The organism is Viridibacillus sp. NPDC096237, assembly GCF_050278625.1.
Classification (GTDB): domain Bacteria; phylum Bacillota; class Bacilli; order Bacillales_A; family Planococcaceae; genus Viridibacillus.
Genome location: NZ_JBNNTI010000003.1, coordinates 128,446 through 155,414 on the forward strand (window position 1 = coordinate 128,446; position 26,969 = coordinate 155,414).

The 26,969-nt window shown below is 37.0% G+C and carries 25 protein-coding genes, 8 tRNA genes and 1 pseudogene; 28 read left to right on the forward strand and 6 right to left on the reverse strand.

The genetic code is table 11. The features are described from left to right. The first annotated feature begins 97 nt into the window (after positions 1–97). Entirely contained in the window at positions 98–1,669 is a 1,572-nt protein-coding gene (locus tag ACQKMD_RS04420) for a GNAT family N-acetyltransferase (protein ID WP_427749829.1), read from the forward strand. A gap of 48 nt (positions 1,670–1,717) precedes the next feature. Here ACQKMD_RS04420 and ACQKMD_RS04425 read toward each other — a convergent pair whose 3' ends face one another. Further along, positions 1,718–2,971 (reverse strand): helix-turn-helix domain-containing protein, encoded by a 1,254-nt coding sequence (locus ACQKMD_RS04425; protein WP_427749831.1) that lies wholly within the window; start codon positions 2,969–2,971, stop codon positions 1,718–1,720. 132 nt (positions 2,972–3,103) lie between these two features. Here ACQKMD_RS04425 and ACQKMD_RS04430 point away from each other — a divergent pair, with 132 nt between their 5' ends. Beyond that, on the forward strand, positions 3,104–4,408 hold the full coding sequence (locus ACQKMD_RS04430) for an MFS transporter (protein ID WP_427749833.1): 1,305 nt from the start codon (positions 3,104–3,106) through the stop codon (positions 4,406–4,408). Positions 4,409–4,428: 20 nt separating this feature from the next. Here ACQKMD_RS04430 and ACQKMD_RS04435 read toward each other — a convergent pair whose 3' ends face one another. The 3 genes and pseudogenes from ACQKMD_RS04435 to ACQKMD_RS04445 all read right to left on the reverse strand — a co-directional run bounded on the left by ACQKMD_RS04435 (position 4,429) and on the right by ACQKMD_RS04445 (position 6,556). Continuing rightward, complete coding sequence (locus ACQKMD_RS04435; protein ID WP_427749835.1) at positions 4,429–5,592, reverse strand: MFS transporter; 1,164 nt, start codon at positions 5,590–5,592, stop codon at positions 4,429–4,431. Positions 5,593–6,006: 414 nt separating this feature from the next. Next, positions 6,007–6,177, reverse strand: a pseudogene (locus tag ACQKMD_RS04440) (heavy-metal-associated domain-containing protein); the annotation flags it as partial. Between the two features lie 70 nt (positions 6,178–6,247). Beyond that, positions 6,248–6,556: a metal-sensing transcriptional repressor gene (locus tag ACQKMD_RS04445; protein WP_427749837.1), complete on the reverse strand. Its 309-nt coding sequence runs from the start codon at positions 6,554–6,556 to the stop codon at positions 6,248–6,250. A gap of 332 nt (positions 6,557–6,888) precedes the next feature. Here ACQKMD_RS04445 and ACQKMD_RS04450 point away from each other — a divergent pair, with 332 nt between their 5' ends. Further along, a complete protein-coding gene (locus ACQKMD_RS04450; RefSeq protein WP_164491933.1) occupies positions 6,889–7,026 on the forward strand; it encodes an Lmo0850 family protein in 138 nt (45 codons plus the stop codon). A 95-nt stretch (positions 7,027–7,121) separates the two neighbouring features. On the opposite strand, the gene ACQKMD_RS04455 is transcribed toward ACQKMD_RS04450, so the two are convergent. After that, positions 7,122–8,321 (reverse strand): FtsW/RodA/SpoVE family cell cycle protein, encoded by a 1,200-nt coding sequence (locus ACQKMD_RS04455; protein ID WP_427749838.1) that lies wholly within the window; start codon positions 8,319–8,321, stop codon positions 7,122–7,124. Between the two features lie 153 nt (positions 8,322–8,474). On the opposite strand from ACQKMD_RS04455, the gene ACQKMD_RS04460 reads away from it, so the two are divergent. The 7 genes from ACQKMD_RS04460 to ACQKMD_RS04490 all read left to right on the forward strand — a co-directional run bounded on the left by ACQKMD_RS04460 (position 8,475) and on the right by ACQKMD_RS04490 (position 16,833). Further along, positions 8,475–9,233, forward strand: a complete 759-nt coding sequence (locus tag ACQKMD_RS04460) for a hypothetical protein (RefSeq protein WP_427749840.1) — start codon at positions 8,475–8,477, stop codon at positions 9,231–9,233. A gap of 211 nt (positions 9,234–9,444) precedes the next feature. Next, on the forward strand, positions 9,445–10,515 hold the full coding sequence (locus ACQKMD_RS04465; protein ID WP_427749842.1) for a D-alanine--D-alanine ligase: 1,071 nt from the start codon (positions 9,445–9,447) through the stop codon (positions 10,513–10,515). Positions 10,516–10,535: 20 nt separating this feature from the next. Next, positions 10,536–11,903 (forward strand): UDP-N-acetylmuramoyl-tripeptide--D-alanyl-D-alanine ligase, encoded by a 1,368-nt coding sequence (locus ACQKMD_RS04470; RefSeq protein ID WP_427749843.1) that lies wholly within the window; start codon positions 10,536–10,538, stop codon positions 11,901–11,903. A 94-nt stretch (positions 11,904–11,997) separates the two neighbouring features. Beyond that, the gene (locus tag ACQKMD_RS04475; protein ID WP_427749875.1) at positions 11,998–12,687 is read left to right on the forward strand and encodes an alpha/beta hydrolase; all 690 of its coding nucleotides are present in this window, start codon (positions 11,998–12,000) and stop codon (positions 12,685–12,687) included. A gap of 346 nt (positions 12,688–13,033) precedes the next feature. Then, the gene (locus ACQKMD_RS04480) at positions 13,034–14,590 is read left to right on the forward strand and encodes a DEAD/DEAH box helicase (protein WP_427749844.1); all 1,557 of its coding nucleotides are present in this window, start codon (positions 13,034–13,036) and stop codon (positions 14,588–14,590) included. Positions 14,591–14,789: 199 nt separating this feature from the next. Continuing rightward, a complete protein-coding gene (locus tag ACQKMD_RS04485; RefSeq protein ID WP_427749846.1) occupies positions 14,790–15,269 on the forward strand; it encodes a PH domain-containing protein in 480 nt (159 codons plus the stop codon). Next, a complete protein-coding gene (locus ACQKMD_RS04490; protein WP_427749848.1) occupies positions 15,262–16,833 on the forward strand; it encodes a PH domain-containing protein in 1,572 nt (523 codons plus the stop codon). Before ACQKMD_RS04485 ends, ACQKMD_RS04490 begins: the two co-directional genes overlap by 8 nt. A gap of 36 nt (positions 16,834–16,869) precedes the next feature. On the opposite strand, the gene ACQKMD_RS04495 is transcribed toward ACQKMD_RS04490, so the two are convergent. Next, on the reverse strand, positions 16,870–17,484 hold the full coding sequence (locus ACQKMD_RS04495; protein WP_427749849.1) for a rhomboid family intramembrane serine protease: 615 nt from the start codon (positions 17,482–17,484) through the stop codon (positions 16,870–16,872). Positions 17,485–17,551: 67 nt separating this feature from the next. On the opposite strand from ACQKMD_RS04495, the gene acpS reads away from it, so the two are divergent. From acpS to ACQKMD_RS04585, 18 genes are all read left to right on the forward strand, one after another. Next, on the forward strand, positions 17,552–17,905 hold the full coding sequence (gene acpS, locus ACQKMD_RS04500; RefSeq protein ID WP_427749851.1) for a holo-ACP synthase: 354 nt from the start codon (positions 17,552–17,554) through the stop codon (positions 17,903–17,905). 57 nt (positions 17,906–17,962) lie between these two features. After that, positions 17,963–19,129 carry a LolA family protein gene (locus ACQKMD_RS04505; protein WP_427749853.1) on the forward strand — a complete coding sequence of 389 codons (1,167 nt, stop codon included), beginning with the start codon at positions 17,963–17,965 and terminating at the stop codon, positions 19,127–19,129. 70 nt (positions 19,130–19,199) lie between these two features. Further along, entirely contained in the window at positions 19,200–20,318 is a 1,119-nt protein-coding gene (gene alr, locus ACQKMD_RS04510) for an alanine racemase (RefSeq protein ID WP_427749855.1), read from the forward strand. 178 nt (positions 20,319–20,496) lie between these two features. Then, entirely contained in the window at positions 20,497–20,778 is a 282-nt protein-coding gene (locus ACQKMD_RS04515; protein WP_427749857.1) for a transcriptional regulator, read from the forward strand. A 4-nt stretch (positions 20,779–20,782) separates the two neighbouring features. After that, positions 20,783–21,133 carry a type II toxin-antitoxin system PemK/MazF family toxin gene (locus tag ACQKMD_RS04520; RefSeq protein WP_038185900.1) on the forward strand — a complete coding sequence of 117 codons (351 nt, stop codon included), beginning with the start codon at positions 20,783–20,785 and terminating at the stop codon, positions 21,131–21,133. 247 nt (positions 21,134–21,380) lie between these two features. After that, the gene (locus ACQKMD_RS04525) at positions 21,381–21,722 is read left to right on the forward strand and encodes an STAS domain-containing protein (RefSeq protein WP_427749858.1); all 342 of its coding nucleotides are present in this window, start codon (positions 21,381–21,383) and stop codon (positions 21,720–21,722) included. Then, entirely contained in the window at positions 21,709–22,179 is a 471-nt protein-coding gene (gene rsbW / locus ACQKMD_RS04530; protein ID WP_427749859.1) for an anti-sigma B factor RsbW, read from the forward strand. The genes ACQKMD_RS04525 and rsbW overlap by 14 nt, the downstream gene beginning before the upstream one ends. Beyond that, positions 22,157–22,951, forward strand: a complete 795-nt coding sequence (sigB, locus tag ACQKMD_RS04535) for an RNA polymerase sigma factor SigB (RefSeq protein WP_427749861.1) — start codon at positions 22,157–22,159, stop codon at positions 22,949–22,951. Before rsbW ends, sigB begins: the two co-directional genes overlap by 23 nt. Before the next feature lie 269 nt (positions 22,952–23,220). Continuing rightward, positions 23,221–25,383, forward strand: a complete 2,163-nt coding sequence (locus ACQKMD_RS04540) for a Tex family protein (RefSeq protein WP_427749863.1) — start codon at positions 23,221–23,223, stop codon at positions 25,381–25,383. Positions 25,384–25,449: 66 nt separating this feature from the next. Further along, positions 25,450–25,905, forward strand: coding sequence for a SprT family protein (locus tag ACQKMD_RS04545; RefSeq protein WP_427749865.1), 456 nt, complete (start codon positions 25,450–25,452; stop codon positions 25,903–25,905). Positions 25,906–25,998: 93 nt separating this feature from the next. Then, positions 25,999–26,073 (forward strand) — tRNA-Asn (locus ACQKMD_RS04550). A 3-nt stretch (positions 26,074–26,076) separates the two neighbouring features. Then, positions 26,077–26,151 (forward strand) — tRNA-Glu (locus ACQKMD_RS04555). Between the two features lie 10 nt (positions 26,152–26,161). Beyond that, a tRNA-Asp gene (locus tag ACQKMD_RS04560) sits at positions 26,162–26,238 on the forward strand. Positions 26,239–26,246: 8 nt separating this feature from the next. Beyond that, a tRNA-Gln gene (locus ACQKMD_RS04565) sits at positions 26,247–26,321 on the forward strand. A 19-nt stretch (positions 26,322–26,340) separates the two neighbouring features. Continuing rightward, positions 26,341–26,416 (forward strand) — tRNA-Lys (locus ACQKMD_RS04570). 62 nt (positions 26,417–26,478) lie between these two features. Further along, positions 26,479–26,565, forward strand: a tRNA-Leu gene (locus tag ACQKMD_RS04575). 28 nt (positions 26,566–26,593) lie between these two features. Further along, a tRNA-Arg gene (locus ACQKMD_RS04580) sits at positions 26,594–26,670 on the forward strand. Between the two features lie 26 nt (positions 26,671–26,696). Continuing rightward, positions 26,697–26,770: transfer RNA gene (locus ACQKMD_RS04585), tRNA-Gly, on the forward strand. Positions 26,771–26,969 lie beyond the last annotated feature (199 nt).

Consider the following 26,969-nt stretch of genomic DNA (forward strand, 5'->3'; position numbering starts at 1 on the left):
AGTAGAAAATATTCCTGTTTTGTTACTAATAGTATTAATATGGAAACTTCTATTTAAACATTTCGTTATTATAGTAAAACGTTAAAGGGGCTTTTCTATGTATTGGTGTAAAATTGCGCAAACAGAACATGAATTTGATGAAATCGCCAAGCTTAACTACGAAACATTTGTAGAAGAAATTCCTCAGCATGAGCCAGACCCTAGTGGGCGACGAGTTGATGCTTTTCATCACGAAAATATGTACTTAGTTGTGTTGAAGGATGAAGAGCTCGTTGGTATGGTTGCTTTTCGTGATCATCGACCTTTCTCTTTGGATAAAAAGATTGGTAAGGTGGAGAAGTTATTACCTGCAGATGCGTTATTAGGTAGGCTTTGTGAGGTGCGATTATTAGCTGTTAAAAAGGAGCATCGTAACGGTCGTGTATTTTTTATGCTAACTCGAGCGTTAATTGATTATGCTTACGAAAATGGCTATGGCGCTGCAGTAATCTCCGGAACTGTACGCGAAGAAAAATTGTATATGCAAATGGGGTTTGAGGCATTTTCAGAGCCGGTTGGGGCAGATGATGCAAAATTCATTCCGATGGTGTTAACGACGGAGCGCTATGAAAAATCGTTAGCAGGTCGTTTTAAGCAACGACGTTACTCCTTTTATCCAGGACCAGTTCAACTAACAGAGGATATTCAAGCGCCTTTACTAAAGACGCCAGTATCCCATCGTTCCTATTCCTTTTCTAGAACAATCGAACAGGTACGTAGTAAACTAGAAGTATTAAGTGGAGCAAGTTATGCTCATTTGCTGTTAGGAAGCGGTACATTGGCGAATGAAGCAATGATTGCTCAGCTTACCAAACTCCCAGGAAGAGGGTTAATTGTCACGAATGGTGCCTTTGGTGAGCGCTTGCAACAGCAAGCAGAGCGATGGCAATTAGACCATGATTGGTTACGTTATGATTGGGGCCAATCTTTTAACGAAACAGAATTAGAACTTATTTTAAAACAGTCTGATTTTGAGTGGCTGTTAATCGCTCATGGTGAAACATCTACTGGAATGTTAAATAATCTAGAGATGGTACAAAATTTATGCGAGACATATAATGTGAAACTTTGTATGGATTGTGTAAGTTCTTTTGGAACATATCGTTTTTCAATGGAGAAGGTATTTTTAGCAACAGCGGTTAGTGGTAAGGCAGTTGGCACTATGAGTGGTATAGCCGTAGTATTTTCAAATCATGTTATTGCAAAAAGTGAGCAACTTCCATCGTATATTGATTTAGGCAATTATTCTAATCATCATATTCCATTTACCTATCCAGCGCAGTTGATGGAAAGTTTTAACAACGCGCTACTAGCTTATACTGAAGGAAATCGCTACGATTTATTGCAAGCACGATATGAAAAATTACAACAGGCAGCTACTGATGGTGACTTCACTTTCTTAACAACTGAAGGCTACCCAATGATCGTCACGTTAAAGGCAGATGAATCTTTAACAAATATGGCTGACGCTGCAGCAATGAATGGTTTCCATTTACACTATGAAAGTGCTTATTTAAAAGAGCGTGGATGGGTACAAATTTCAATTATCCAACCGGACTTTGATGAAGCGTGGGAACGTTTTAAGAAATGGTATAGTAAATATAAGGAATACAGAAAAATTAAATGTTGAATGGGCTTGTTGAGCTGTTATAACTAGAACGCTAAAAAGCAGATGGTGCTAACGCCCATCTGCTTTCTTTTTTAGCTTTTCATATGTGTCATAAATAAATTGTTTATAAGGTGTATCTATAAAATACTCGACTAAATCAACGCCAATTTTTGCTTCTTCTAAAGCTTTTGCTAATTGACCTTGTTGCTCATAGCATAAAGCTTTATAAGCATATAATTCATTTTGAATAGATAGATCATACGGGTGATGAAAGTAATTAGGAAACCCATCGATTAGTTCAAATGCTTCAAATGCTTCAAGTGCTTCTGTGTAACGCTTCATCCCGAATAATGATTTACCTTTTTCAATATAGTAAAAGGCCATTGTTTTAGTTGCTTCGCCTGCGTCAAATTCGTAGAATTGCTCAGCAAATTCATTACCTTTTTCATAGTCTTTTAAAAAACTGTTATAGTAATGGGCTTTCGCGAAGAGGATAAAACCCTTTGCTGTGACATCGTCTGTAAAGTCAGCATATTGAGAGAGCTTTTTCAAATAATATTGTACGTCTTGTTCGTTATCATTCATCATTTCTTTGAACGCGGCTAATCGATAAAGATCATCGATGCGATAGAAGATACGTGCTTCCTTCGATAGTTTGATTGCTTCGTTCATGACTCCAAAACCTTCTTCATCCATCCCGATAGCAAAGTATTCAACAGCTATCATATAAAGTAAATCAAGATTTGGTAGTTCATCTATTACATAGTGATTCAATTCCATTTCTTTTTTAGCTGCTAGTAGAATATTTAACGATTCTTCATAATTATGATTAATGAATTCAGTAGATGATTTTAATATATAGGCGCGTAGCCAATCGTTCATTAAGTTCATCTTTTTGAAGGTGTTAATAGCTCGATTTAATGGTTCTTCCCAATGTGTCTTCTCTACATCGTATTTAGCTTCAGCGTATAACACTAAGAGTTGTCCTGCTTCGTAACTAACTGGTAATCGGTCTATATAAGGCTCTATCATTTGTAATCTTTCCAGTTGTGGATCAATTGTTTCTAACAGTTTAGTGACCTTAATGCTTTTAACTTTCTCAAGTAACTCACGTAATTCTGATGCGCTCACTTCCTCTAATAATTCACTTACTTCAATTCCGAGCTGTTCTACAATATATGCCAAGCTATCCATAGAAGGATTGGCTTTATCATTTTCAATTAGACTAAGCATACCTTTTGTTAAGCGGTCGCCTGCTAGTTCTGCTAATGTTAGCTTTCGCTCTTTGCGGATTTTGCGTATACGCGTTCCAAGAGTCTCCATACAGACACCTCACTACTTTAGTTTGTTTAATTATATTAAACTTCAGCTTGCAATGGAAGTCAAGTGTATGTTATTATTTGTTTAATTAAATTAAACATTTCAATTGAATTAAACAAAAGGTGGAGATGGCAAGTGGAAGAAGCTTTAAAGTTAAAGAAAGCGACTTATCATTTATGGACTTTTACGATTAGTAAAATGATTTCTACATTGGGTTCCAATGTATTAGCGTTTGGTATTAGTTTATACATTTTGGCGATGACGGGATCAGCGACTTCTTTTGCGGTGAATATGATTTGTTCCATTATTCCAAGGACTTTGTTAGCACCAGTTGCAGGTATGATGGCAGATAAATATTCGAAGAAACACATCATATTAATCGCTCAAGCATGTACCGTATTAACAATGGGTGGACTCCTTACGTATGCATCTATATTCGGGATGTCAGTAACAGCAATCTATATTACAACAGCAATTTATTCAATTACATCAACATTTACCGGCATTACGTTTTCTTCTTCTATTGCAAATTTAGTCGATGGAGAACGTTTGCAAAAGGCTACCTCATTTAACCAAGCTTCATTGTCTGTAGCGGCAATTGGTGGTCCTGCACTAGGTGGGATGATGTATGGTTTTGTTTCGATAGAAGTATTCTTAATGATTCATATGGCTGCATACGCTACAGCTTTTTTACTCGAAGCAACAATGGATTTTAAATTGTATACAAAAAAAGAAGATAAAGGTGAAGAAGATAAAGAGAGCTTTTTGCAAAGTTTTAAAGAAGGATTTAGATATTTAAAAACAAAACGTGTCGTCTCAATTATTATATGGGTAGCGCTATGGATTAACTTCTTCTTCTCGGCTTTGAACGTGGGTGGAACTTATGTGTTAGTTGAATTATTACATGTGAATTCACGACATATCGGAATTATTGAGGCATCAGGTGCAGTTGGGATGCTTATAGCTTCTATTTATTTTGCGACAAGAAAGCAAGTAAAGTATCCTTTATTATTTTCAAAACGATTTGTATTGTTAATGGCCATATCATTAGGTTTAATGACCATTCCGCTTTGGATAGAATTTTCGTATATTTTGATAGTTATTTTCTATATAGCTATTTTTATAAGCTTTTCAGTATTTGGAGTGTTTACGAATACACCCATTGGAGTCATGATGCAAACGGAAGTAGAGGAAGAATACCGTGGCAGAGTGTTCGGTATTCTAGAAACAATGGCGATGGCGATGATGCCAATTGGAACGCTACTGTTTGGGTTATTATTTGATAAATTCCCGGCACAGTGGATCTTACTCGGTTCAAGTAGTATTCTTATTGTTATTACGCTTTATATGCTAAGATCATCCGTATTAAAAGAAGCATATCCGGAGTTAGCAAAAGAAACAAAGTCTATGAAATTGACAGAAAAAATCCAGCAACCATAATGGTTGCTGGATTTTCGCTTTTATTCTGAAACACGTAATGTTTTTTTAGTTGACTTGAATAGTAGGATGATTAGAATACTTACTATCGCTAGTGAAGCTGAAATAAAGTATGTTGAGTTTGCTTGCATTGTGAATACCCAAGTGAAGAATAGAGGGCCAATAATACGTCCCATATTATCCAATGAATATGTTAAGCCAGCTGCTGTCCCGTATTTACCGCCAGATTCTTTAGAAGTTAACGAGACCGTTAATGTTCTCGCTAGAGCGTTACCTGCTGTGAAGACACATAGCGCAAAACCTGCGAAAGCAAGGCTTGTTGTGAATGGGAACAGTAGTAAACCACCTGCTGTGATGATTTGAGCGATCATTAACCATTTAGCTTCAGAACCATCTTTAATACGACGAACAAGGCCGCCTTGGACTAGGAAATCAACGAATCCGCTGAATAAGAATAGTGATCCAAGTTGTGCTGGAGTAATGTTGATTTTATCCATTTGGAATAATTGTAGAGTTGACTCAACTCCAGCAAGTAAAAATGTTACAACGAATGAAAATAGGAATAAGTACCGCACGCGATATTTGAAAAGAGTAGAAGCCCCTTTTGGAACAATCGCACGTTTATTAGCTTCGCCAAGACGTTCAGGCTCTACCAACACAATACTTGCATAAATGAATAATAGGAAGATTAAAATGGCTGAAGCTGTAAATGGCAGGCTTAAGCTATAATGACTAAGTAATCCGCCAATTGCTGGACCAAAGATAAAGCCTAAACCGATTGACATCCCCATGAAGCCCATGTACTTATTGCGATTTTCCTCTGTAGACATATCACCTATAAAACCTGTAACAGCAGTATAAAGTGCTCCAGAGAATAGGCCACCAACAATGCGCGAAATATAGAGCATTGTAAGAGAATCGATAAAGAGTGAAATTAATAAGAAACTTGTGCAGAAGCCAAGAAGGCCAACTAAAATTAATTTTTTTCGACCCATTTTATCTGATAACATACCCCAAAGAGGTGCTGTAAAAAAGCTTGCTAAAGAATAGACTGTTAATAATCCACCTACATGCATTTTGTTAAAGCCTTGTTGAATAACAACTTCAGGCAAAATAGGAATGATTAAACCAAATCCTAAATAAACAAAGAACTGTACGGACATTAATAATAGGATGGATTTTTTCATATAATCCCTACTTTCTATAAACATAAGTATGTTCATTTTAACGCTGTATAAATATAGACACAACTATCAGAGAAAAATAAAGGAGCGTTTGATTGCATAAAATCGAATACTCATTATACTAAGTCTCAGTTTTTCTTGAGAAAGTATAAAGAGTTTATTCTGATAACCTCTGTACGATGATGATTTTGGGCAGCTGTGATTTCCTTTTTATCATAATGTGTTAGAACTAAAGAATTTGTGACAACTGGTTGGTGTATCAATAAAAAAATTCTCCATGAACATAAAAAAACAACTGCTAGGCTGCAGTTGTTTCAGACTGTCTTGATGCTTTTTAAACACATAAAAGGCATTCAGTATGCTCATATCCTGAATGTCTTTTGTTATTTTATATACTTGGGTTATATAAGTTTTCTGTTATGAAGGATCGGCTAAACCTTTTACGGTATATCCAGCTTCTTCAATTGCTTGCGAAATGTCTGTTTTATTCAATTTTGAATTGTTATATGCTACATCTACTGTGCTTTGTTGGAGGTTTACTGATACGGTATCTACACCTGCAAGTATACTAACGCCAGTTTCTATAGCGTTTACACAGTTTACCGCAAGACATACCTTCTACTTTTAATTGAATTGTTTCTGCCATTTCGAACACTCCTTATTTTCTCATTAGTTTTTGTATAGTTGTTACTAGCTCGTCTAATACTTCGTCATCGCCTTCAGCTAGTCTGTCCTTTACACAACCTTTTAAGTGTCCGTCTAGGAGAACTTTTGCGACGCTATTTAAAGCGGATTGTGTTGCGGATAGTTGTGTGATGACATCATCACAGTAAATATCTTTTTCGACCATGCCTTTAATACCGCGGATTTGACCTTCGGCGCGATTTAATCGAGTGATTAAATCTTTTTTTACTTGCTCTGGGTGGTGACTTTTACGACAAGAGTTATCGTGACATTCTTTCGTCATTTTGTTCCTCCTACGTTTGATGAATTTATATTACCATACTATAGGGGGGTATTCAAAAGTAATGTTTTAAAATATTTGGTTTAAACATTACTGTTAAAGGATACTAAAGAGTAATGAATAGCATAAATATTTTGAAAACACCATTGTCAATAAGGCTTATCGTGTAGTATGATTTACTTCCGCTTAATATATGTAACAATATTGAAACGTATCAGATGGTGAAAAAATGTTATAATAATAAGCATGAAATACTTAACTACTGGGTATTATGTAGTTGAAACCTTTTGTAGGACACTACGTCTTAAATATAAAGAAAAGAAGAGGTGGAAAGTATGGGAAGAGAAGTAGATTTGACTAAAATTGTTTCTAACTTATCAAAGCTTGGCGTTAAAGCAACGACTACAAAATCGCGCTTGGAATTACTTAAAGCAATAGCACCACCAAAACAATCACCACAAACACAAAACTAAAATGCTCCGCTTCGACTATAAGATGTCGAAGTTTTTTTATTTGTAAAGAGAAAGCCCAGAGAAATTAATTATTCTCTGGGCTTTTTCTATTATTATTAAAATTCGTCATCGTCATCTTCATCATGGTTGCCGAACATATACGTACGGTGATGGAACTTCATACTGAATACTAGGCCTAATGCCAGTGCATTTCCCATCATTGAGCTACCACCGTAACTGATGAATGGTAATGGAATACCTGTTATAGGTAGTAATTGAATTGTCATACCGATGTTTTCTAAGACATGGAATGTTATCATCGCGATAATCCCAGCACAAACATATGTAAAGAATGGGTCTTTCATTTGCAAAGTTAACTTTGTCAGATGGAAGATTAGGAAAAAGAATAAACAAATAACGACGCTTGCTCCTATAAAGCCGTACTCTTCACCGATTACACTAAAGACAAAGTCTGTATGGTTGTCAGGAACATATACTTCACGACCTTGGAAGCCTTTTCCGAAAATTTCACCTGAGCCAATGGCATTTAAGGCTGAAATTAAGTGATAGCCATCACTAGATGCATAGGAATAAGGGTCTAACCAAGAATAGATTCGAGCAAATTGATAAGGGCTGAAACCTAATTTGTGCTGTAGGAAGTCTTGCATGTAAAGGGCCATCCACAATAAACCAGCCCCTAAAGCTGCGGCGCTACCTACTATAGGTAAAATGATTTTCCAAGAAATCCCTGCTACGATTACAATTGCTGCAGTAATAGCAAAGAAAACGAGTGCTGAACCTAAATCAGGCTGTTGCATAATAAATGCTAATGGAATTAATAATACGCCGAAAATTTTACCTAATAACATGAAATCTGTTTTCAAAGATCTCATAGAGTATTTTTCGTGATGCTTACTGATCATTCGGGCGAGTGCGAGTATGAAAAAAGTTTTCATAAATTCGGAAGGTTGAATATCACCTATAGGTAAATGGAACCAACTTTTTGCATTATTTCGTCGTTCGGCAATTTGACCTACTCCATCAGGGGCAATTAATAATAGAGCTAATAGGAGAATGCCAGCTCCATATAAATACCAAGACATTTTCTTGTACTGGTCGGGTTCAAAATACATCATCGCACTCATAATACATGTGCAGATAAAATACCAAAATAATTGCTTATTTACATAGTTTGCTGCATATTGACCAGAAGTTTGAGCTGAAGCAATAGCTGTTACACTGATAATGCAAAATAAGAGCAATATAAAAGCGAGCGTCCAATCAAAACGATCAGAAAATTTTTTATTTGTATTCATTTACGTCACCTAAATTATTTAGTTTCATTTCTCTTTTCATTATAGCGTAAATAATTGTATCACGCTTCATTATAAAGATGTGACGAAATCGAATCACAAATGTTTCAAATTATGATAATTCATCTTATAATGAGAATTGGAAATAGGAATGAGGTGATCGACTTGGCAAAAAAAATGCGAGCTGCTGATGATTTTTTGCATCACTTATATGTACATATGAATGAGATTAATCAATTTGTCATTTTTAGTGGTTTAACGTTTCAAGAATTCGTTTCTTCAGTCGGTCCGCTTCAAAATATTTTACTCTTGAAAAATGAATACGAAGACGGTTCATTTAATATGCATACACAATTAGAATTCGTAGAAGAAAGAAGTATCCGCAAGTTTATTAAGAAAGCCTCAGATTCAAAAAAAGAGCTTTGCTGGATTGATTTCTCTGACGAAAAACGATTAAATCTTTTGTCGCCACAAGAACAGGCGGAGCTGTTATATATTGGTCATAAAAAGGAACCTGTCCGAACGCCATTTTATCATCAATTACAAAATAAATACGTATATTTGGCCAATGAAGATGAGAAGATGTCTAAAATTTACTTTAGGGATTTACAAGATGTCGAAGAATTATTAGCTAATTTGTTTAATGCCATTATTCAAGAAAAAGAAAAGCCTGCGACATTTTGGAGAAGAAAAGCGAAAGACAGTATTCCGACCTTTAAGAAAGAAATGTTTGAGGGCTTTCGTGAAGAAGTGAAGGATGGCGTGTTATTTTCAATGTACAGAATTGAAAAGCCGGACCTTGCATATGTCTTAGAACTGCGCAATATTTCTGATTTAACTTTCCCAGATGAAATTTGGGATGAGTTAAATACAATATTAAAGAAAAAAGCAGAGCAAATAATGGAAGTTCATTGAGTGCCAACTGCTTATAAGGTTCTCCACGGCTAATTCTGTGGAGAATTTTTTCATATTTGCATGCATAAATTTTCTAGAGTGCTATTATAAGTAAAGATATTTTAAGTAAGAAAAAAATGAAGGACCTTCGACTCTTTATAATGAAATCATTTCATGAATCTTTTCGGTTCATGATAAACTAAAAGTACAACAAACTGGAGGACATTTATAAATGAAAAAAAAATTAGGCTTATTATATGGTGGTAAATCCGCAGAGCATGATGTTTCTTTATCAACAGCAAGAGCAGTCACTCAAGCGTTAAACTTTGATAAATTTGATGTATTCCCTATTTTCATTACACGCGAAGGCGAATGGAGAAAAGGAGAACAGCTAACAGAGCCAGCAGAGTCAGTTGAACAATTACAATTAGGCAAAGGTACACAAGACAGCATTCCAAATGATGTATCAAGCTTCTTATTAGATAAAGACGAAAAAGAATTTGATGTAATTTTCCCATTACTACATGGTACAAACGGAGAAGATGGCACAGTGCAAGGGTTATTAGAAGTATTGAACTTACCATATGTCGGCAATGGCGTATTGGCTTCTTCTGCAGGTATGGATAAAGTGGTCATGAAGCAACTGTTCGAACATGCTGGATTAAAACAAGTTTCTTATGTATACTTCATCCGTAAAGAATGGAGCAAAAATCAAGATGCATTAATTGCTAAAATGGAAGAAGAGTTAACTTGGCCGATGTTCGTTAAACCTGCAAACTTGGGTTCAAGTGTTGGGATTAGCAAAGCATCTAACCGTGAAGAACTTATTAATGCAATCGATCTTGCGTTAAAATATGACCGTAAAATTATTGTTGAAACTGGGATCGTTGCACGTGAAGTAGAAATGGGTGTACTAGGAAATGATTCACCAAAAGTATCTGTACCTGGTGAAATCAAACCAGTAACAGATTTTTATGATTACGATTCAAAATATAAGGATAATAATACAGGTCTAATTATTCCTGCTCCAGTATCAACAGATGTTGTAGAGCGTATGACAGATATGGCGATTCGTGCATTTAAAGTATTAGATTGTTCAGGTCTTGTCCGAGCAGATTTCTTTGTAACAGCTGAAGACGACATTGTTATTAACGAAGTAAACACGATGCCAGGATTTACGCCTGTCAGCATGTATCCAATTTTATGGCAAAATACAGGTGTTACTTATTCAAATTTAATTGAAAAATTGATTGATTTGGCAATTGAAAGACATGATGAAAAACAACAGCTTCAATATCAATAAGACTCGAGTGTGATGAGATAATGAGAAAAACATTAAAGCAAATTGCAAACTGGTTAAATAGCGATCAACAATTATTTGAAAACGTTGTAGTCACAGGAATCTCTATCAATACACGTACATTGCAAGCGGGAGATCTTTTTATACCTTTCCGTGGGGAAAAAACAAATGGTCACCGTTATGTAGAGCAAGCATTTGAAAACGGTGCTGCCGCGTCATTTTGGCTAAAGGATGAACCTAATCCGCCTGTAGGTCTGCCATTACTTTTTGTAGATGATGCAGAAGAGGCGCTTCAACAAATGGCATCAGCTTATCGACAAGAACACAGTGCTACGTTTATAGGTATTACGGGGTCTAATGGGAAGACTTCTACAAAAGACTTAGTAGCGGGAGTATTATCTCCTTACTACAAAGTGCAAAAAACAGAGGGAAACTTTAATAATGAGTTAGGTTTACCATTAACAATTTTATCTCTTGATGAAGATACAGATTTTGCTGTTCTCGAGATGGGGATGAGTGGCTTTGGCGAAATTGAATTTTTGACTAAACTAGCTAAACCGCATTTTACAGCCATTACGAATATTGGAGAAGCGCATATGCAAGATCTCGGTTCAAGAGCGGGGATTGCAAAAGCAAAATTTGAAATCGTTGAAGGTTTACAACCTGGTGGTAAGTTGTTCTATGACGGTGATGAGCCATTACTTATGCCACTTGTTTCGGAACAAAAAGATTTACAAGCCATATCATTTGGACTTGAGGGCTCAGCAGATATAACTGCGACAAACATTAAGACAACTGAAAACGGTAGTGCGTTTATTGTTGAGGGCTTGTTGAATGAAGATTTCTTCATCTCGGTTTTAGGAAGTCACCAAGTGAAAAATACATTGGTAGCGATCTTGATTGCGCGTGAAGTAGGGCTATCAGCCAAACAAATCCGCGAAGCCTTAAAAGAAGTTTCATTAACTAATATGCGTATGCAATTAGTAAACGGAGCACAAGAAATCTTATTTATTAATGATGCTTACAACGCAGCGCCAACATCTGTGAAGGCAGCGCTGCAATTTTTACAAACGACAGATATGCGTTTAGACAAATGGGTAGTGCTTGGAGACATGTTAGAGCTAGGTGAGCTAGAGCAACAGTTCCATGAGGAAATTGCAGAGGTAATTGATGCAGAGAGCATCCACCAAGTATGTTTATTTGGACCACGTATGAAGTGGTTATACAATAAGTTGCAAAAAATTTTACCGGCAGATCGTCTATTATGGACTGCAGAAGAATATGAAACAATTATTCAACACCTTCGCGAGAATGCGGGTGCAAATTCTATCATCTTATTAAAAGGTTCACGTGGAATGGCGCTTGAAAATGTATTAAAAGCATTTAAATAGTAATTTTTTGAAAAAGCATCTAAAAAGGTTGAGTTCCTTTTTGATGCTTTTTTTCAATAAAATAATGGGTACACTATGAGCGGAGGGTGACATGATGACAACAGGCGTGCTTTGTATTCATGGTTTTACAGGTGGACCACAAGAATTAAAACCGTTTGTGGATTTTTTAAAGCAGAAAACAGATTGGATTGTTCTAGTGCCGACTCTTTCAGGACATGGTGAAGAATTGCATTTAGATAATTATAAAGCTGAACATTGGCTAATGGATGCTGAACTTGCTTATAAAAAATTAGCTAAAGAAGTAGATGCAGTCATTGTTGTAGGATTTTCAATGGGTGGACTAATAGCCCTTTATCTAGCATTACGTTATGAAGTGGAAAAATTGGTATTACTAAGCGCTGCAGCAAAATATATCAGTGTCCGTCAATTGCTAAAAGATATAAAAGAATTGACCAATGATTTGTTTCATGGGGAACTCGAGCAAAATGAGCTATTCCATCGCTATGACAGTAAAATTAGTAATGTACCTATGTCATCGACGTTAGAATTTCTTCGTTTGGTAAAAAAAGTGGAACCTTATTATGAGAAAATTAAAGTACCCATTTGTTTAGTTCAAGGAGAAGTGGATGGAATAGTGCCAGCGATAACCGCTCAATTTTTATATGACCGATTAGGATCGACGAAAAAGCAATTAATACTTTCACCAAATGGTAAACATCATATTTGCTATAGTGATGATAGGGATGGATGGTTTCAATCTGTACTGAGCTTTTTGTTAGAGTGAAAAAAGAAACTGATAATTTTGACTGATGGATATTGATTGCATAGTATGGTTACTCGTGTTAGACTATTGAAAGCAATGGATACATTTTGTGTGAAGACTCTCCGAGATGATGGAGAGTGCTTTTTTTTGAACATTACGGTTTATTCTTTTTTGGGTTAGAATTCCCCGAGAATTGAACCGCTCGGCAAAGACCGGGCTTTACTTTATATATATAAAATTCCTCTGGAACTAAAACAGAGATATATTAAGAGACGGAAACGTTCCTCTCACAAGGCTCGATTTGCCCTATTTTCATCTGAAAATGTAACCATTTGTCAAATGCATGAGCAAAAAGGAGAATGAAACTTTGACAAATTTTTCAGAATTAAACGTAAGCGCTTCTATCCAAAAATCCCTACAACGTATGGGCTTTGAAGAAGCAACCCCAATCCAAGAAGGTACAATTTCATTTGCGAAAGAAGGACGCGACATTATCGGCCAAGCACAAACTGGTACTGGTAAAACTGCAGCGTTTGGTATTCCGCTTATCGAGAAAATTGATATCAATAATCCTGCAATCCAAGGCTTAATTATTGCCCCAACTCGTGAATTAGCAATCCAAGTTTCTGAAGAACTTCATAAAATTGGTTATGACACACGTGCACGAATTTTATCAGTATACGGTGGACAGGACATTGGTCGCCAAATCCGTGCTCTTAAAAATAAACCACAAATTATTGTTGGTACTCCTGGTCGTATTCTTGACCATATCAACCGTCGTACATTGAAATTAGATAACGTTCAAACACTTGTGTTAGACGAAGCTGATGAAATGTTAAACATGGGATTCATTGAAGATATCAATACAATTTTAGAAAGCGTTCCAGCTGAACGCCAAACATTACTGTTCTCAGCTACTATGCCTGGACCAATTCGTAAAATTGCTGAGAAATTCATGAAAGACCCTGAAGTGGTTAAAATCAAATCTAAAGAAATGACAGTAGAAAACATTGAGCAATTTTTCGTTAAGTCTCAAGAACGCGAAAAATTCGATATCCTTTCTCGTCTATTAAATGTTCACCAACCAGAATTAGCGATCGTATTTGGTCGTACTAAACGCCGTGTTGATGAATTAGCTCACGCTTTAAGCATTCGCGGTTACCTTGCTGAAGGTATTCATGGTGATTTAAGCCAAGCAAAACGTATTTCAGTATTACGTCAATTCAAAGAAAATAAAATTGATGTATTAGTTGCAACTGACGTAGCAGCTCGTGGTCTTGATATTTCAGGTGTAACTCACGTTTATAACTTCGATATCCCACAAGATCCAGAATCTTACGTTCACCGTATTGGACGTACAGGTCGTGCTGGTAAATCAGGTATGGCAATTACATTTGTAACGCCACGTGAAATGGGTTACTTACGCATCGTTGAAGAAACAACTAAGAAACGTATGACTGCTCTTCGTCCACCAACAGCGGATGAAGCTTTAGTTGGCCAACAAGCTCTTGCAGTAGAACAATTAACTGAACTAGTTGAAAAAAATCACTTAAGTGATTACCGTTCAATGGCAGAAGATTTGTTAGCTAAACACGAAGCTGTTGATTTAGTAGCAGCTGCTATTAAATCAATGACTAAAGAGCCGGATGATACGCCAATCAAAATCACTGAAGAACGCCCATTACCACAACGTGGTGGACGTTCAGGCGGTAGTAGTCGTGGTGGTCGCTCAAGTGGCGGCGGTTACCGTGGTGGTCGCTCAAGTGGTGGCGGCAGCAACCGAGGTGGAGATCGCGGAGGACGCGGTGGAAGCCGTGGAGAACGTGGTGGAGATCGTAGTCGTCGTGAAGGTGGCGGTCGTCGTGAAGGCGGCGCTAGCCAAGGTGGTCGCTCTCGTGCACCACGCAAACGTAGCGAAGACTAAAATTTATCTAATAAAGCTATCCCATTTCGGTGGGGTAGCTTTTTTGTTTACTTTGATATTAGCAGAGAGATATTGCTGATAAAAAGGATTAGAACTTAACAAATGGACGGTTTAACTGTCTCTTTGTAGACTGAAAATAAATGAAACATTTCCTATTATTCAAACGTAAAAGAGATATAAAAGAAAAGAGGTGGACAAAATGAGTATAGAACCGAAATACCAAATATCGAGAAAAGGGTTATCCGTTTGGCGCGTTTACGGTATTATTCAATCACTAATTGTTTCATTAGTAGCGGTGGGCGGTGGTGTATTAACGTGGTTTTTTGAATGGTATTGGTGGATATACATAATTTGCGCAGTAGTGCCGTTTGTTTTTGCATTTTTATTTATTTTCTTATTTCCTAAAATACGTTGGGATCATTGGCGTTACGAAGTACGTGAACAAGAAATCGAAGTGCAACATGGATTGTTTATTGTTGTTAGGACATTAGTGCCGATGGTACGTGTACAGCATGTTGATACTTCGCAAGGTCCGATATTAAAGCGTTATGGATTAGCTGAAATGAAAATTTCAACAGCAGCAACTACGCATACGATTCCGGCCCTCGTTATGGCTGAAGCAGATGATTTACGAGCACGCATATCTGAATTAGCAAGGGTGGCGGAAGATGATGTCTGATACGAAATCTAGATTACACCCAATTTCAGCTATTATTAATTTCATTAAAGGACTAAAAGATTTAATATTCCCGTTTGTTCTTATTTTCGTTAGTAATGGTTTAAAGATTAATTTAAATCCTAATAATGAAGAATTCTGGGAAGATCTCGTGCCATTAGCGATTGTTGCATTCTTATTAATATTAAATCTAATTGGTGGGATTGTGAAATGGAGACGTTTTGTTTACTGGTTTGAAGAAGGTGAACTGCGGGTAGAGTATGGACTTTTCGTTAAAAAGAAACGTTACATTCCTTTTGAACGTATTCAAAGTTTAAATTATAAAGAGGGAATTTTCCATCGACCGTTTGGTCTTGTCAAAGTTAGCGTAGAAACAGCTGGTAGCAATAATGGGAAAGCGGAAGCAGAGTTAACTGCCATTACGCGAAAAGCAGCTGATACGATTGAGCTTGAGATGAAACGAGCTAAAAAAGAGAAGCGACAAGGAAAACAAGTAGCGGCACAATATGAAGTTGATCAGGAAAATGTGTCAGAGGTTGTGCCTGTTTTAAATCAGTACGAGCAGCTTCCTGAGGAAGAAGTTGTACATAAAGAGATAGTGCATCGTATGTCCATCAAAGATTTACTTATCTTAGCAACAACATCAGGTGGTGTCGGTGTCGTATTTTCAGGGGTAGCAGCCTTTGCATCGCAATTTGGTAACATTATTCCTTACGATTATTTGTATGATGAGTTTCGTGCGTTTGTAAAAATAGGTATATTACTTGTAGTACTAGGAATCTTTCTTGTATTACTTATCGCCTGGGGGCTATCGCTCATTCTAACATTGTTCAATTATTATGATTTTATAGTTGAACGTGAAAATGACAAGTTGATCATTACTCGAGGATTGATAGAAAAAAAACGAATTACGATACCTATTAATCGCATTCAAGGTATTAAAATTGTGGAAAACCCATTACGTCAAATGTTTGGCTACGCGACAGTTGTTGTTGAGAGTGCTGGGGGATCGACACAGGATGATGAGAGGAAAATTGTCCTTATGCCGCTTGTAAAGAAACTTCATGCCATGGGGCCTTTACAACAATTATTTCCGGATATCAATTGGCAACCAACGTTAAAGAATTCGCCTAAAAGGGCACGTCCGTATTATTATCGTATCGAAATCTTATGGAGTTTGCTTATCGTAGCGCTTGTGAGTTATTTCTTCTTCCCATTTGGTTTATTGTCATTCTTCATAGTACCGTTAGCAATTTTGAATGGTATTTGGCAACATAAGACTGCGGGTTATGCGGTAGAAGGAAACCAATTTACAATTGTTTACCGTACATTTAGTAAAGTAACTGTCTTTATGGAGAAAAAGCGTATACAGCAAATGAGTTTAAAGCAAACGTATTTCAGAAAAAGAAAAGGTATTGCATCAATTGGTGCGACTATTATATCGGGTTCAGCGGGTTTTGCAACCACAGTTGCCCATTTTGAAAAAACAGATATGGACAGATTAATGGAGTGGTACAAACCGAATGTGAAATCTACTCATGATGAAAAGCAGGTAAATGAACTATAAGAAAAAGCTGTTGAGTACGAAACTCAACAGCTTTTCTTATCTTTTCTTTTTAATCCGCCAATTTAAAATTCTGCGTGGATGGAAGTCTATTAGGCCGATAACGAAACCAGTTAACAGACCGGCAATATGAGCAGTTGCATTAACGTTTGATTGTAGGAATGTCATTATTAAACTGATGATAATAATCGGCATAATTGTTTGCTTTAATTGTGGTAGGGTATTTCTCGTATAATAGACTAGGGCAGCAAACGCACCGAAAATACCAAATATAGCGCCACTAGCACCAACGCTGTTATAGTTTAGTGGTTGTAATAAATAAGTAGCAACATTGCCTAAAAGTCCAGCGATGAAAAAAATGGTGAAGAATCTCATCTTCCCTGCAATCTTTTCAAGCTCAGGACCAAATAAATAAAGCGAAAACATATTAAATAGTAAGTGTGGAAAACCTGCATGGAGGAAGATTGGTGTCACTAGTCGCCAATATTCCCCGTCGGCAATTAAAAAGTTTGCACCGGTACCTAAGATAAATAAGTTATCACCTATGATTGGGAAAATGCTCATCACATAAATTAGCGTATTCAGAGCAATTAATAAAGAAACGACGGGGTAGTATTTTATGTACTGTGAAAAATTTTCTCTACGAATAAACATCTATTCACCTCAATTTTGTATAATTATTATACATTGTTTTAGCTAATGAATGAAAGGAGAACCTTATATGATAAAAGGAATCGGATTAGATATCGTCGAAATCAAACGTGTAAAACGATCCAATGATCTCAGTGAAAAATTTAGACAACGTATTTTAACAAATAAGGAGCTCGCTATTTTTGATACATTAAAAGCACGTCGCCAAATGGAGTTCTTAGCTGGGAGATTTTCTGCTAAGGAGGCTTACTCAAAAGCAAATGGAACGGGTATTGGTAAGAGTTGTGGCTTTCTAGACATCGAGGTTTTGCCGAATTCGATGGGTCAACCAATACTATACTTTAAAGGAAAAACTGTAGATGGTTATGTAAGTATAACCCACTCAAAAGAATATGCTGCAGCTCAAGTTATCCTTCTAGCATAAACACTTGGCTTGTTTCATAAGATATCTTAACGGATAGAATTGAGAAGGGATGGGAAATTGCGAAAACGTTTTATAGTGTTTACTTTACTTATGATTGTAGCGCTGGTTTTGGGAGCTTGTGGTTCAAATTCGAAGGAAGCAGTTTTGAAAAAAACGAGTAATAAATGGACAGAAACAAAAGGGTATGATTTAACTGCTCAAATGGAAATTAAATCAGGTGCAGAACCCCGTACTTATGATGTTAATGTATGGCATACAAAACCTGATTTTTATCGTGTAGCCGTTGCACAACAAGGGGAAAAAGATTCACAAATGATTATACGTAATGAGGATGGTGTATTTGTTGTCACTCCTTCAATGAAAAAGACGTATAAATTCCAAAGTGATTGGCCAAAACAAAATAGTCAGGCTTATTTAATTGGTGCACTTGCGGAAGATTTAAAAGCTGATGAGAATGCCAAAATGACCGAATCAGACAAGGCTTATGTCTTTGAAGTTAAGACGCGTAACAATCATTCGAAAATGTTGCCTACTCAACAAATTTTCATCGATAAAAAGACTTTGCTTCCAACTAAGGTTTCGGTATTAAATGAAGCGAAAGAAGAGCAAATTGTTATTTCATTTAAGAAAATTTCGCTTGGGACGTCAAGAAAAGGTACAGACTATGCAGTAGAAGATTTCTCTAAAAAAGGCGCGAAAGACAAAGGGGCAACTGATGAAACTGCATCAAAAGAAAATGCATCAGGTGATAAAACTGAAGGAAGTACAACTGAAAAAGAAAATGCGAAAGATGATTCTGGAAAAACATCTGAGAATGCAACAGGAGAAGGTAAAGAAGAAACTAAAAGTGTAACAGGCGATGCACAAGCAGGGGCAGATAATGAAAATCCTACATTCCAAACGCATTATCCAGTTCTTAAATGGGATGTCAAACTGAAGGATGATACAACAATTGCAAGTGCAGATGGTGAAAGAAGAATTTTGACATACGAGGGTGACAAGCCATTCACTGTGATTGAACAGTCTGCAGATACAAACCCACTCTCTATTCCAGTGTTTGCACCAGGAGATCCTGCTGATTTAGGATTTACTATTGGAGCAATTACAGATAATTCGATTAGCTGGGAGAAAAATGGGGTATCTTTCTTTATAGCGACAAATTCTTTAACTCGTGAAGAGATGGTGGAAGTTGCATCATCTATGGTAAATGGCGAAGTAAAATGATGAAACATTTGACCTAACCTTTTTCAGGGCGGATAATAGAAAAAAATCCATTTTTAATGAGGGGTCATCTATGTATCAGCATCAAAATTTCCGTCCTACTAAGGCAGTCATTAAATTAGAAAACATTGAATATAACATCAAACAACTGCGAAAACACTTACATACCACGACAGAAATTATTGCAGTTGTTAAAGCGAATGCATACGGTCATGGTGATTTACAAATAGCAAGTGCAGCGTTGCAAGTGGGGGCTTCTATGCTAGCTGTAGCAACTCCTGAAGAAGCACTTCATTTACGAGAGTTTATAAAGGAAGCCCCAATTTTAATTTTAGGAGCAACACCGGTATGTTTTGCAAGTTTTGCAGCACAATACGATATATCTCTAACGGTATTTTCGTTAGATTGGGTAAATGAAGTTGCGAAACAAGCAAAGAACTTTGAAAAACCTTTGAAGCTACATATTAAAGTTGATAGTGGTATGGGGCGGATTGGTGTTAGAAAACAGACTGAGTTAACAGCACTTTATAATGCCATAGAAGCAAATGAGCACTTTTTAATCGATGGTATTTTCACTCATTTTGCAACGGCAGATGAAGAAGATGCTAGGCAATACAACGAGCAACTAGCAAAGTTTAATTCATATGTAACGAGTTTACGTGAGAAACCACGACTTGTACATGCTGCCAATACGGCTGCAACATTAAATAAAGAAAATGCACAATTCAATGCCGTAAGATTTGGTGTTTCTATGTATGGACTAGCACCATCACCGTATGTGGAAAAGCATCTATCATTTTCTTTGAAACCTGCTATGTCACTTGAAAGCGAACTTGTTCATGTGAAAAAAATTGAACAAGGTGATACAGTGAGTTATGGTGGCAAATATGTAGCAACGGAAGAAGCGTGGATTGGTACAATGCCGATTGGCTATGCGGACGGTCTTTTAAGAGGGCTTACTGGTCAAGAAGTATTAATCCAAGGGAATCGCGTTCCGATTATTGGACGTATCTGTATGGATCAATGTATGATCAAGCTACCATATGAAATGCCGGTTGGAGAAAAGGTCGTTTTAATTGGTCAACAACAGCAAGAGGAAATTCAGATAAAAGAATGGTCAGATAGACTTCAGACAATTGTATATGAAATACCGTGTATGTTAACATCAAGAATTCCAAGAATTTATAAATGATTTCAACAACTTTAAGTCTTTAATAACAATGATTGCAGCCGACAAATAAAAACAATTCCACCCACAATGTCAAATTCTTACCTTTCTTGTCTATTCAACAATTAATTTCAATGTTAAGATAGGGATAAGTTGAAAGTTGAATTGAAAAAGATGGAATGTTTTGTCGGAGGTGCTGGCCGTGAATAAGAAGAGAATAAGTGAAGTTATCTTAGAGCTCCCTAAGCATAAGATAGCTGAGGATATTGAACAAGCTTATAGACAAATTACGACAGAATGCGATGAATTCGTTTATACACCAACAAAGAGATACAAAAGAGAATACAAACAAAATCAAATACGAGAAGCAATGGTTAAAGGTTATATAGAGATGTCACAAATTAACTTATCCATATGTAGTGAATGTCTACATTTAGAGTATGAAGCCGAACATATGGTGGAGCGTCTCGTAAGCGGAGGATGAAAACTTGATCGTAAAACGTGGTGACGTTTTTTTTGCAGATTTATCACCAGTTATCGGGTCTGAGCAAGGTGGTACAAGACCCGTTCTGGTAATTCAAAATGACATAGGAAATCGTTTTAGCCCAACAGTAATTATTGCAGCTATTACTGCGCAAATTCAAAAGGCCAAACTACCAACTCATGTCGAAATTGATGCTAAGCAGTATGGGTTCGAAAGAGATTCAGTTATCTTACTTGAACAATTGCGTACGATAGATAAATCACGATTGACTGATAAAATAACACAACTTGATGATCCCTTAATGGAAAAAGTAGAAGAAGCGTTAGAAATTAGCTTGGGACTTTTGAAATTTTAAAGGTATACATAAATGTTACGCACTGAAGTGAAATTCACTTTGGTGCTTTTTTATTTGGAGATTTGTTATTATAACTCTGTTGAAAACGTAGGTAACTGTATATATTAAAAAAATAATGATGATAAAATTACTATTTAGGACGTTTAGTGTCTGGTATTTCAAAAAATAAACACTAAGGTTTAAAGCTATTATAATAGGGTAATATATGAGTAATCGAGCTAGATTAGTAGATGGAAGGAGATTTTATATGGATTTCAAACTAGAAACTGTAGATGTACAAAAAAGTATTGCTTATGTTAGTGGAGAAATAGATGCTTTCACTGCACCTAAGCTTCGTGAGCAACTAACTAACATTAAATTAACTGAAAGTGTCCAAATTGAATTAGACTTTCGTGATGTAGTGTATATGGATAGTACAGGATTGGGTGTTATTGTTGCTTTTTATAAAAACGTTATAAGTGCCGGCGGAGATATGAAATTAAGAAGGCTGTCGCCACGTTTACGTCGCTTATTTAATATAACTGGTCTAAGTGACATAATGAATATTGAAGACGAGGGGAAGGAGACTACTAACCATGAAGGTATTTGATTACTTTGAAATGAGAGTACCAGCAAAGCCTCAATATGTAGGGGTTATAAGATTAACCATTTCAGGTTTAGCAAATCGGATTGGCTTTTCTTATGATGATATTGAAGATTTGAAAATTGCTTCAAGTGAAGCAATTACTAACGCTATTCAACATGCTTATGAAGTTGATGCGGAAGGCGAAGTTATAGTAGGGTGTGCGTTATATAAAGATAAAATTGAAATTATGGTCGCGGATTATGGTTATAGCTTCGATTTTGAGGATGTGAAAAGAAGAGTTGGGCCATATCAAGAAGATGAAGATGTTCGATTTATTCGAGAAGGTGGTTTGGGTCTATATTTAATTGAAACTCTAATGGATGAGGTAAAAGTGCTTAACGACAATGGCGTTACTGTTTTAATGACAAAATATGTCGCCAGAGAGCAGGTGACGGACCATGTGGAAAAAATCACCTACTAAGTCAACTTCAAAAGAGCAAATTTTAGAATGGATTAATAACTACCAGAAATACGAAGATGATGAAGCGCAAACGAATTTAGTTGTACAATATAAATATTTAGTTGAGTCACTTGCAAGAAAGTATTCAAAAGGTGGTTCCTATCACGATGATATTGTCCAAGTAGGTATGCTTGGACTACTTGGTGCTATAAGGAGGTTTGATGTATCTTTTGGTCGTAATTTTGAAGCATTTGCAGTTCCTACAATAATCGGAGAGATTAAGCGCTTTTTACGTGATGAATCATGGGATGTCCATGTGCCAAGACGTATAAAAGAACTTGGGCCGCGTATCAAGTCTGTAGTAGAGCAACTGACGACAGAATTCCAACGTTCCCCGCATGTAAATGAAATTGCAGAGTACATTGGAGTTGAGGAAGAAGAAGTGTTAGAAGCAATGGAAATGGGGCAAAGTTACCAAGCCTTATCGATGGATTATACAATGGAGTCCGATTCAGATGGTAGTTCTATGACGCTTTTCGATATTGTTGGAAATGAAGATGAAGGTTATGAAAAAACAAACCGCCGCATGATTGTTGCTGAAGCTATGACAGCTTTAACAGAAAAAGAAAAACGCATTATCCAGCTTACATATATGGAACAATTAAGTCAGAAAGAAGCAGGAGAAAGTCTCGGTATTTCTCAAATGCATGTTTCTAGATTGCAGAGGAAAGCGATTAAAAAACTACAAGAGGCAATTGGTGCCGCCAGTGGTATTCGTATTAAAATAGAATAATGGTTTTATAAGTAGGTTAAGAATTTATATCTATGACTTACTAGAAGTAAAAATAAATTACAGCTGGAAGAATGGACACCTTATTAAAGCGGTGTTGGTTGGCGAGAGCCAAAATAACAATAGAAACTTTGATGTTAGGAGTCTGCTCTTTTGGAGTAGGCTTTTTATTTAATGTAAAATAATGCAAAGGTGATATAAAGCTGAGTGACAAGAGTTTTTGGACTTACCTATATGATAATATAAATAAGATAGAGAAAGGTTGTGACTGAATGGACAACAAAAAAATGCAGCAATTAATTTCGAAAGAACTTAGCATCCGACCAAAACAAGTAGAATCAGTTATCGAATTGTTAGAAGGTTCAAATACGGTGCCGTTTATAGCGCGCTATCGTAAAGAAGCAACTGGTTCACTTGATGAAGTCCAAATTAAAGCAATCGAAGACCGTTATCATTATTTACAACAACTACAACAACGAAAAGAAGAAGTGCTTCGCCTTATTGATGAGCAAGGCAAGTTAACCGAAGAATTGAAAAAAGATATAGAAGAGGCAACCGTCCTAAAGCGAGTTGAAGATTTATATCGTCCTTATAAGCAAAAACGTAGAACAAAAGCGACAATCGCTAAAGAAAAAGGGTTAGAGCCTTTAGCGGATGAGTTGATGAAATTTGAGTCAACGGCACTTGAAGATTTAGCTACACCTTATATCAATGAAAATGTGGATTCGGTTGAGGAAGCATTACAGGGTGCTAGTGATATTTTAGCAGAGCGTTTTGCAGATGATGCAACTATTCGTGAGAAAACCCGTAAGCTATCATGGCAAAATGGCAAGATTCTTTCTGCAGTAAAAGATCAAAATTTAGACGAAAAATCTGTTTATGAAATGTACTATGAATACGAAGAACCGATTAATAAAATTGTTCCTCATCGTATATTAGCCATCAATCGTGGTGAAAAGGAAGATGTTTTGAAAATCAATATTGCTGTACCGGTAGAACGAGTACATCAATTGATGTGTACGGAATGGATACCACGTACATACTCACCCGCAGCTAAACAAGTGGAGTTAGCGATTGAAGATTCATACAAACGATTAATTCAACCTTCTATTGAAAGAGAGTTACGTGGAGAGCTAACGGAAAAGGCAGAAGCTCAAGCGATTCATATTTTCTCTGAAAATTTACGAAACCTACTCTTACAACCGCCATTAAAGGATCGCTATGTATTGGGACTAGATCCAGCGTATCGAACGGGTTGTAAGTTGGCTGTAGTGGACGATACAGGTAAAATGCTTGAAATCTCAGTTATCTACCCACATCCGCCTAAAGCAGACCCTGTACAATCCAAAAAGGTATTCAAGGACATATTGCAAAGGTACCCAATATCTATTATTGCTATTGGCAATGGGACAGCATCCCGTGAGTCAGAACAGTTTGTGGCAGAATGCTTGAAAGAGTTAATCAGCGAAACAGCATACGTTATTGTCAATGAAGCTGGGGCAAGTGTGTATTCAGCGTCAGAAGTGGCGCGCGAAGAGTTTCCGGATTTACAAGTTGAACAACGTAGTGCTGTTTCAATTGCAAGAAGATTACAAGATCCACTTGCTGAGCTTGTAAAAATTGAACCGAAAGCAGTCGGGGTAGGGCAATATCAGCATGATGTATCTCAGAAAAAGCTAGCAGATTCTTTAACTTTCATCGTTGAAACAGCTGTTAACCAAGTTGGTGTAGATGTGAATACTGCGTCATCTTCACTTTTACAATATGTTTCTGGACTTTCAAAAACAGTTGCAGAGAATATTGTTAAAATACGTGGTGAAAACGGGAAATTCACAGCTCGTAACCAGTTGAAGAAGATTCCACGCTTAGGGGCTAAGACTTATGAACAAGCAATTGGTTTCCTGAGAATTTCTGAAGCTAAAAACCCATTAGATTCGACAGGTATTCACCCAGAAAGTTATGATCTTGCAAATCAATTACTTGAAGCTACTTCTATTAAGAAGGAACAGCTAGGGACAGCAGAAGCTGAACAAGCGCTAGCAAACCTTGACATTGCAACTTTAAGTGCACAGTGGGATGTAGGAGAGGTAACGTTAAAAGATGTCATCGATACATTGATGAAACCGTCACGTGATCCACGTGATGCATTCCCTCAACCATTATTGAAGAAAGACATTTTGAAAATGGAAGATTTGCAGACGGGAATGGAGATGCAAGGGACAGTACGCAACGTAGTAGATTTCGGTGCATTTGTTGATATTGGTGTGAAACAAGATGGCCTTGTCCATATTTCTAAATTGAAAAATGGCTTTGTAAAACATCCTTTAGATGTAGTAGCACTCGGTGATATCGTAACTGTGTGGGTGGAAAAGATTGAAAAAGATAAAGGAAGAATTGCGTTAACGATGCTTCCACCGGCAAAACAAATCGATTAATATAGTAGAAAGATTAAACCTCGCCATAAAGCGGGGTTTATTTTGTAGAAGAAAGGGAAGAATAAGATGACGGATGAAGAGTTGCAAAACCTTGTAATAGAAATCTCAGAGAACGTATTCCATAAACCTTTTAGGCATCAAGCTTATTTTAATAAGAGACTACGTTCCACAGGTGGTAGATACTTATTGCAATCACATAATATCGAGATTAACCCCAAAGCTTTTTCAAAGTTCGGTATTCAAGAACTAGAAGGAATTATTCGTCACGAACTATGTCATTATCATCTTCATATAGAAGGAAAGGGTTATAAACATCGTGATGCAGATTTCCGCCTCCTATTAAAGAACACCAATGCTCCTAGATACTGTTCTGACTTAACTGAGAAGAAGGGAAAGAACTCTAATAAAAGTTATATTTATATATGTATAAAATGCGGTACAAACTATGTTAGGAAGATAAGAATGAACCCTGCCAAATACCGTTGTAGCAAGTGTTCAGGGCACATTAAGCAAATTGATTAAAAGTTTTTTCAGAAAAACGCTTGACCTTTTCTGAATACCTGTCTATAATAATAAAAGTCGACAAGGTGATGACGACAAAATGTAACAAATTTTTCCGAAGTAGCTCAGTGGTAGAGCATCCGGCTGTTAACCGGACGGTCGTAGGTTCGAGTCCTACCTTCGGAGCCATATGGCCCCTTGGTCAAGCGGTTAAGACACCGCCCTTTCACGGCGGTAACACGGGTTCGAATCCCGTAGGGGTCACCAAGTTTTATATGGTCCGGTAGTTCAGTTGGTTAGAATGCCTGCCTGTCACGCAGGAGGTCGCGGGTTCGAGTCCCGTCCGGACCGCCATTTATTTTTGGGGTATAGCCAAGCGGTAAGGCAACGGATTTTGATTCCGTCATGCCCTGGTTCGAATCCAGGTACCCCAGCCATTTCCATTCTTCAAGCTACGAGTCATTAGCTCAGTTGGTAGAGCATCTGACTTTTAATCAGAGGGTCGCAGGTTCGAATCCTGCATGACTCACCATTTTAACTTGACATTATGTTTTTAGGTGATATAATAGAAACCTATCATGTTTCAATTGAAATGCGGCCGTGGCGGAATGGCAGACGCGCTAGGTTGAGGGCCTAGTCGAGGTTGACTCGGTGGAGGTTCAAGTCCTCTCGACCGCACCAAAAATTTTCAATATATAATATACGATATGCGCCCGTAGCTCAATTGGATAGAGCGTCTGACTACGGATCAGAAGGTTGTGGATTCGACTTCTGCCGGGCGCGCCATATTTTTAAAGAATTATAGTATCAATGCGGGTGTAGTTTAGTGGTAAAACCACAGCCTTCCAAGCTGTTGTCGAGAGTTCGATTCTCTTCACCCGCTCCAATGTAATTTATGAACCTTGAAAACTGAACATGCAAGACGTTAATCAATAAATGTTTTGGACATCAACTCTGTTGGTGGATTAAAACGAAATAGATATCATCTTTGGATGATACGCTAGCAAAGCTAATGAGCTTTCAAACTACTTTTATGGAGAGTTTGATCCTGGCTCAGGACGAACGCTGGCGGCGTGCCTAATACA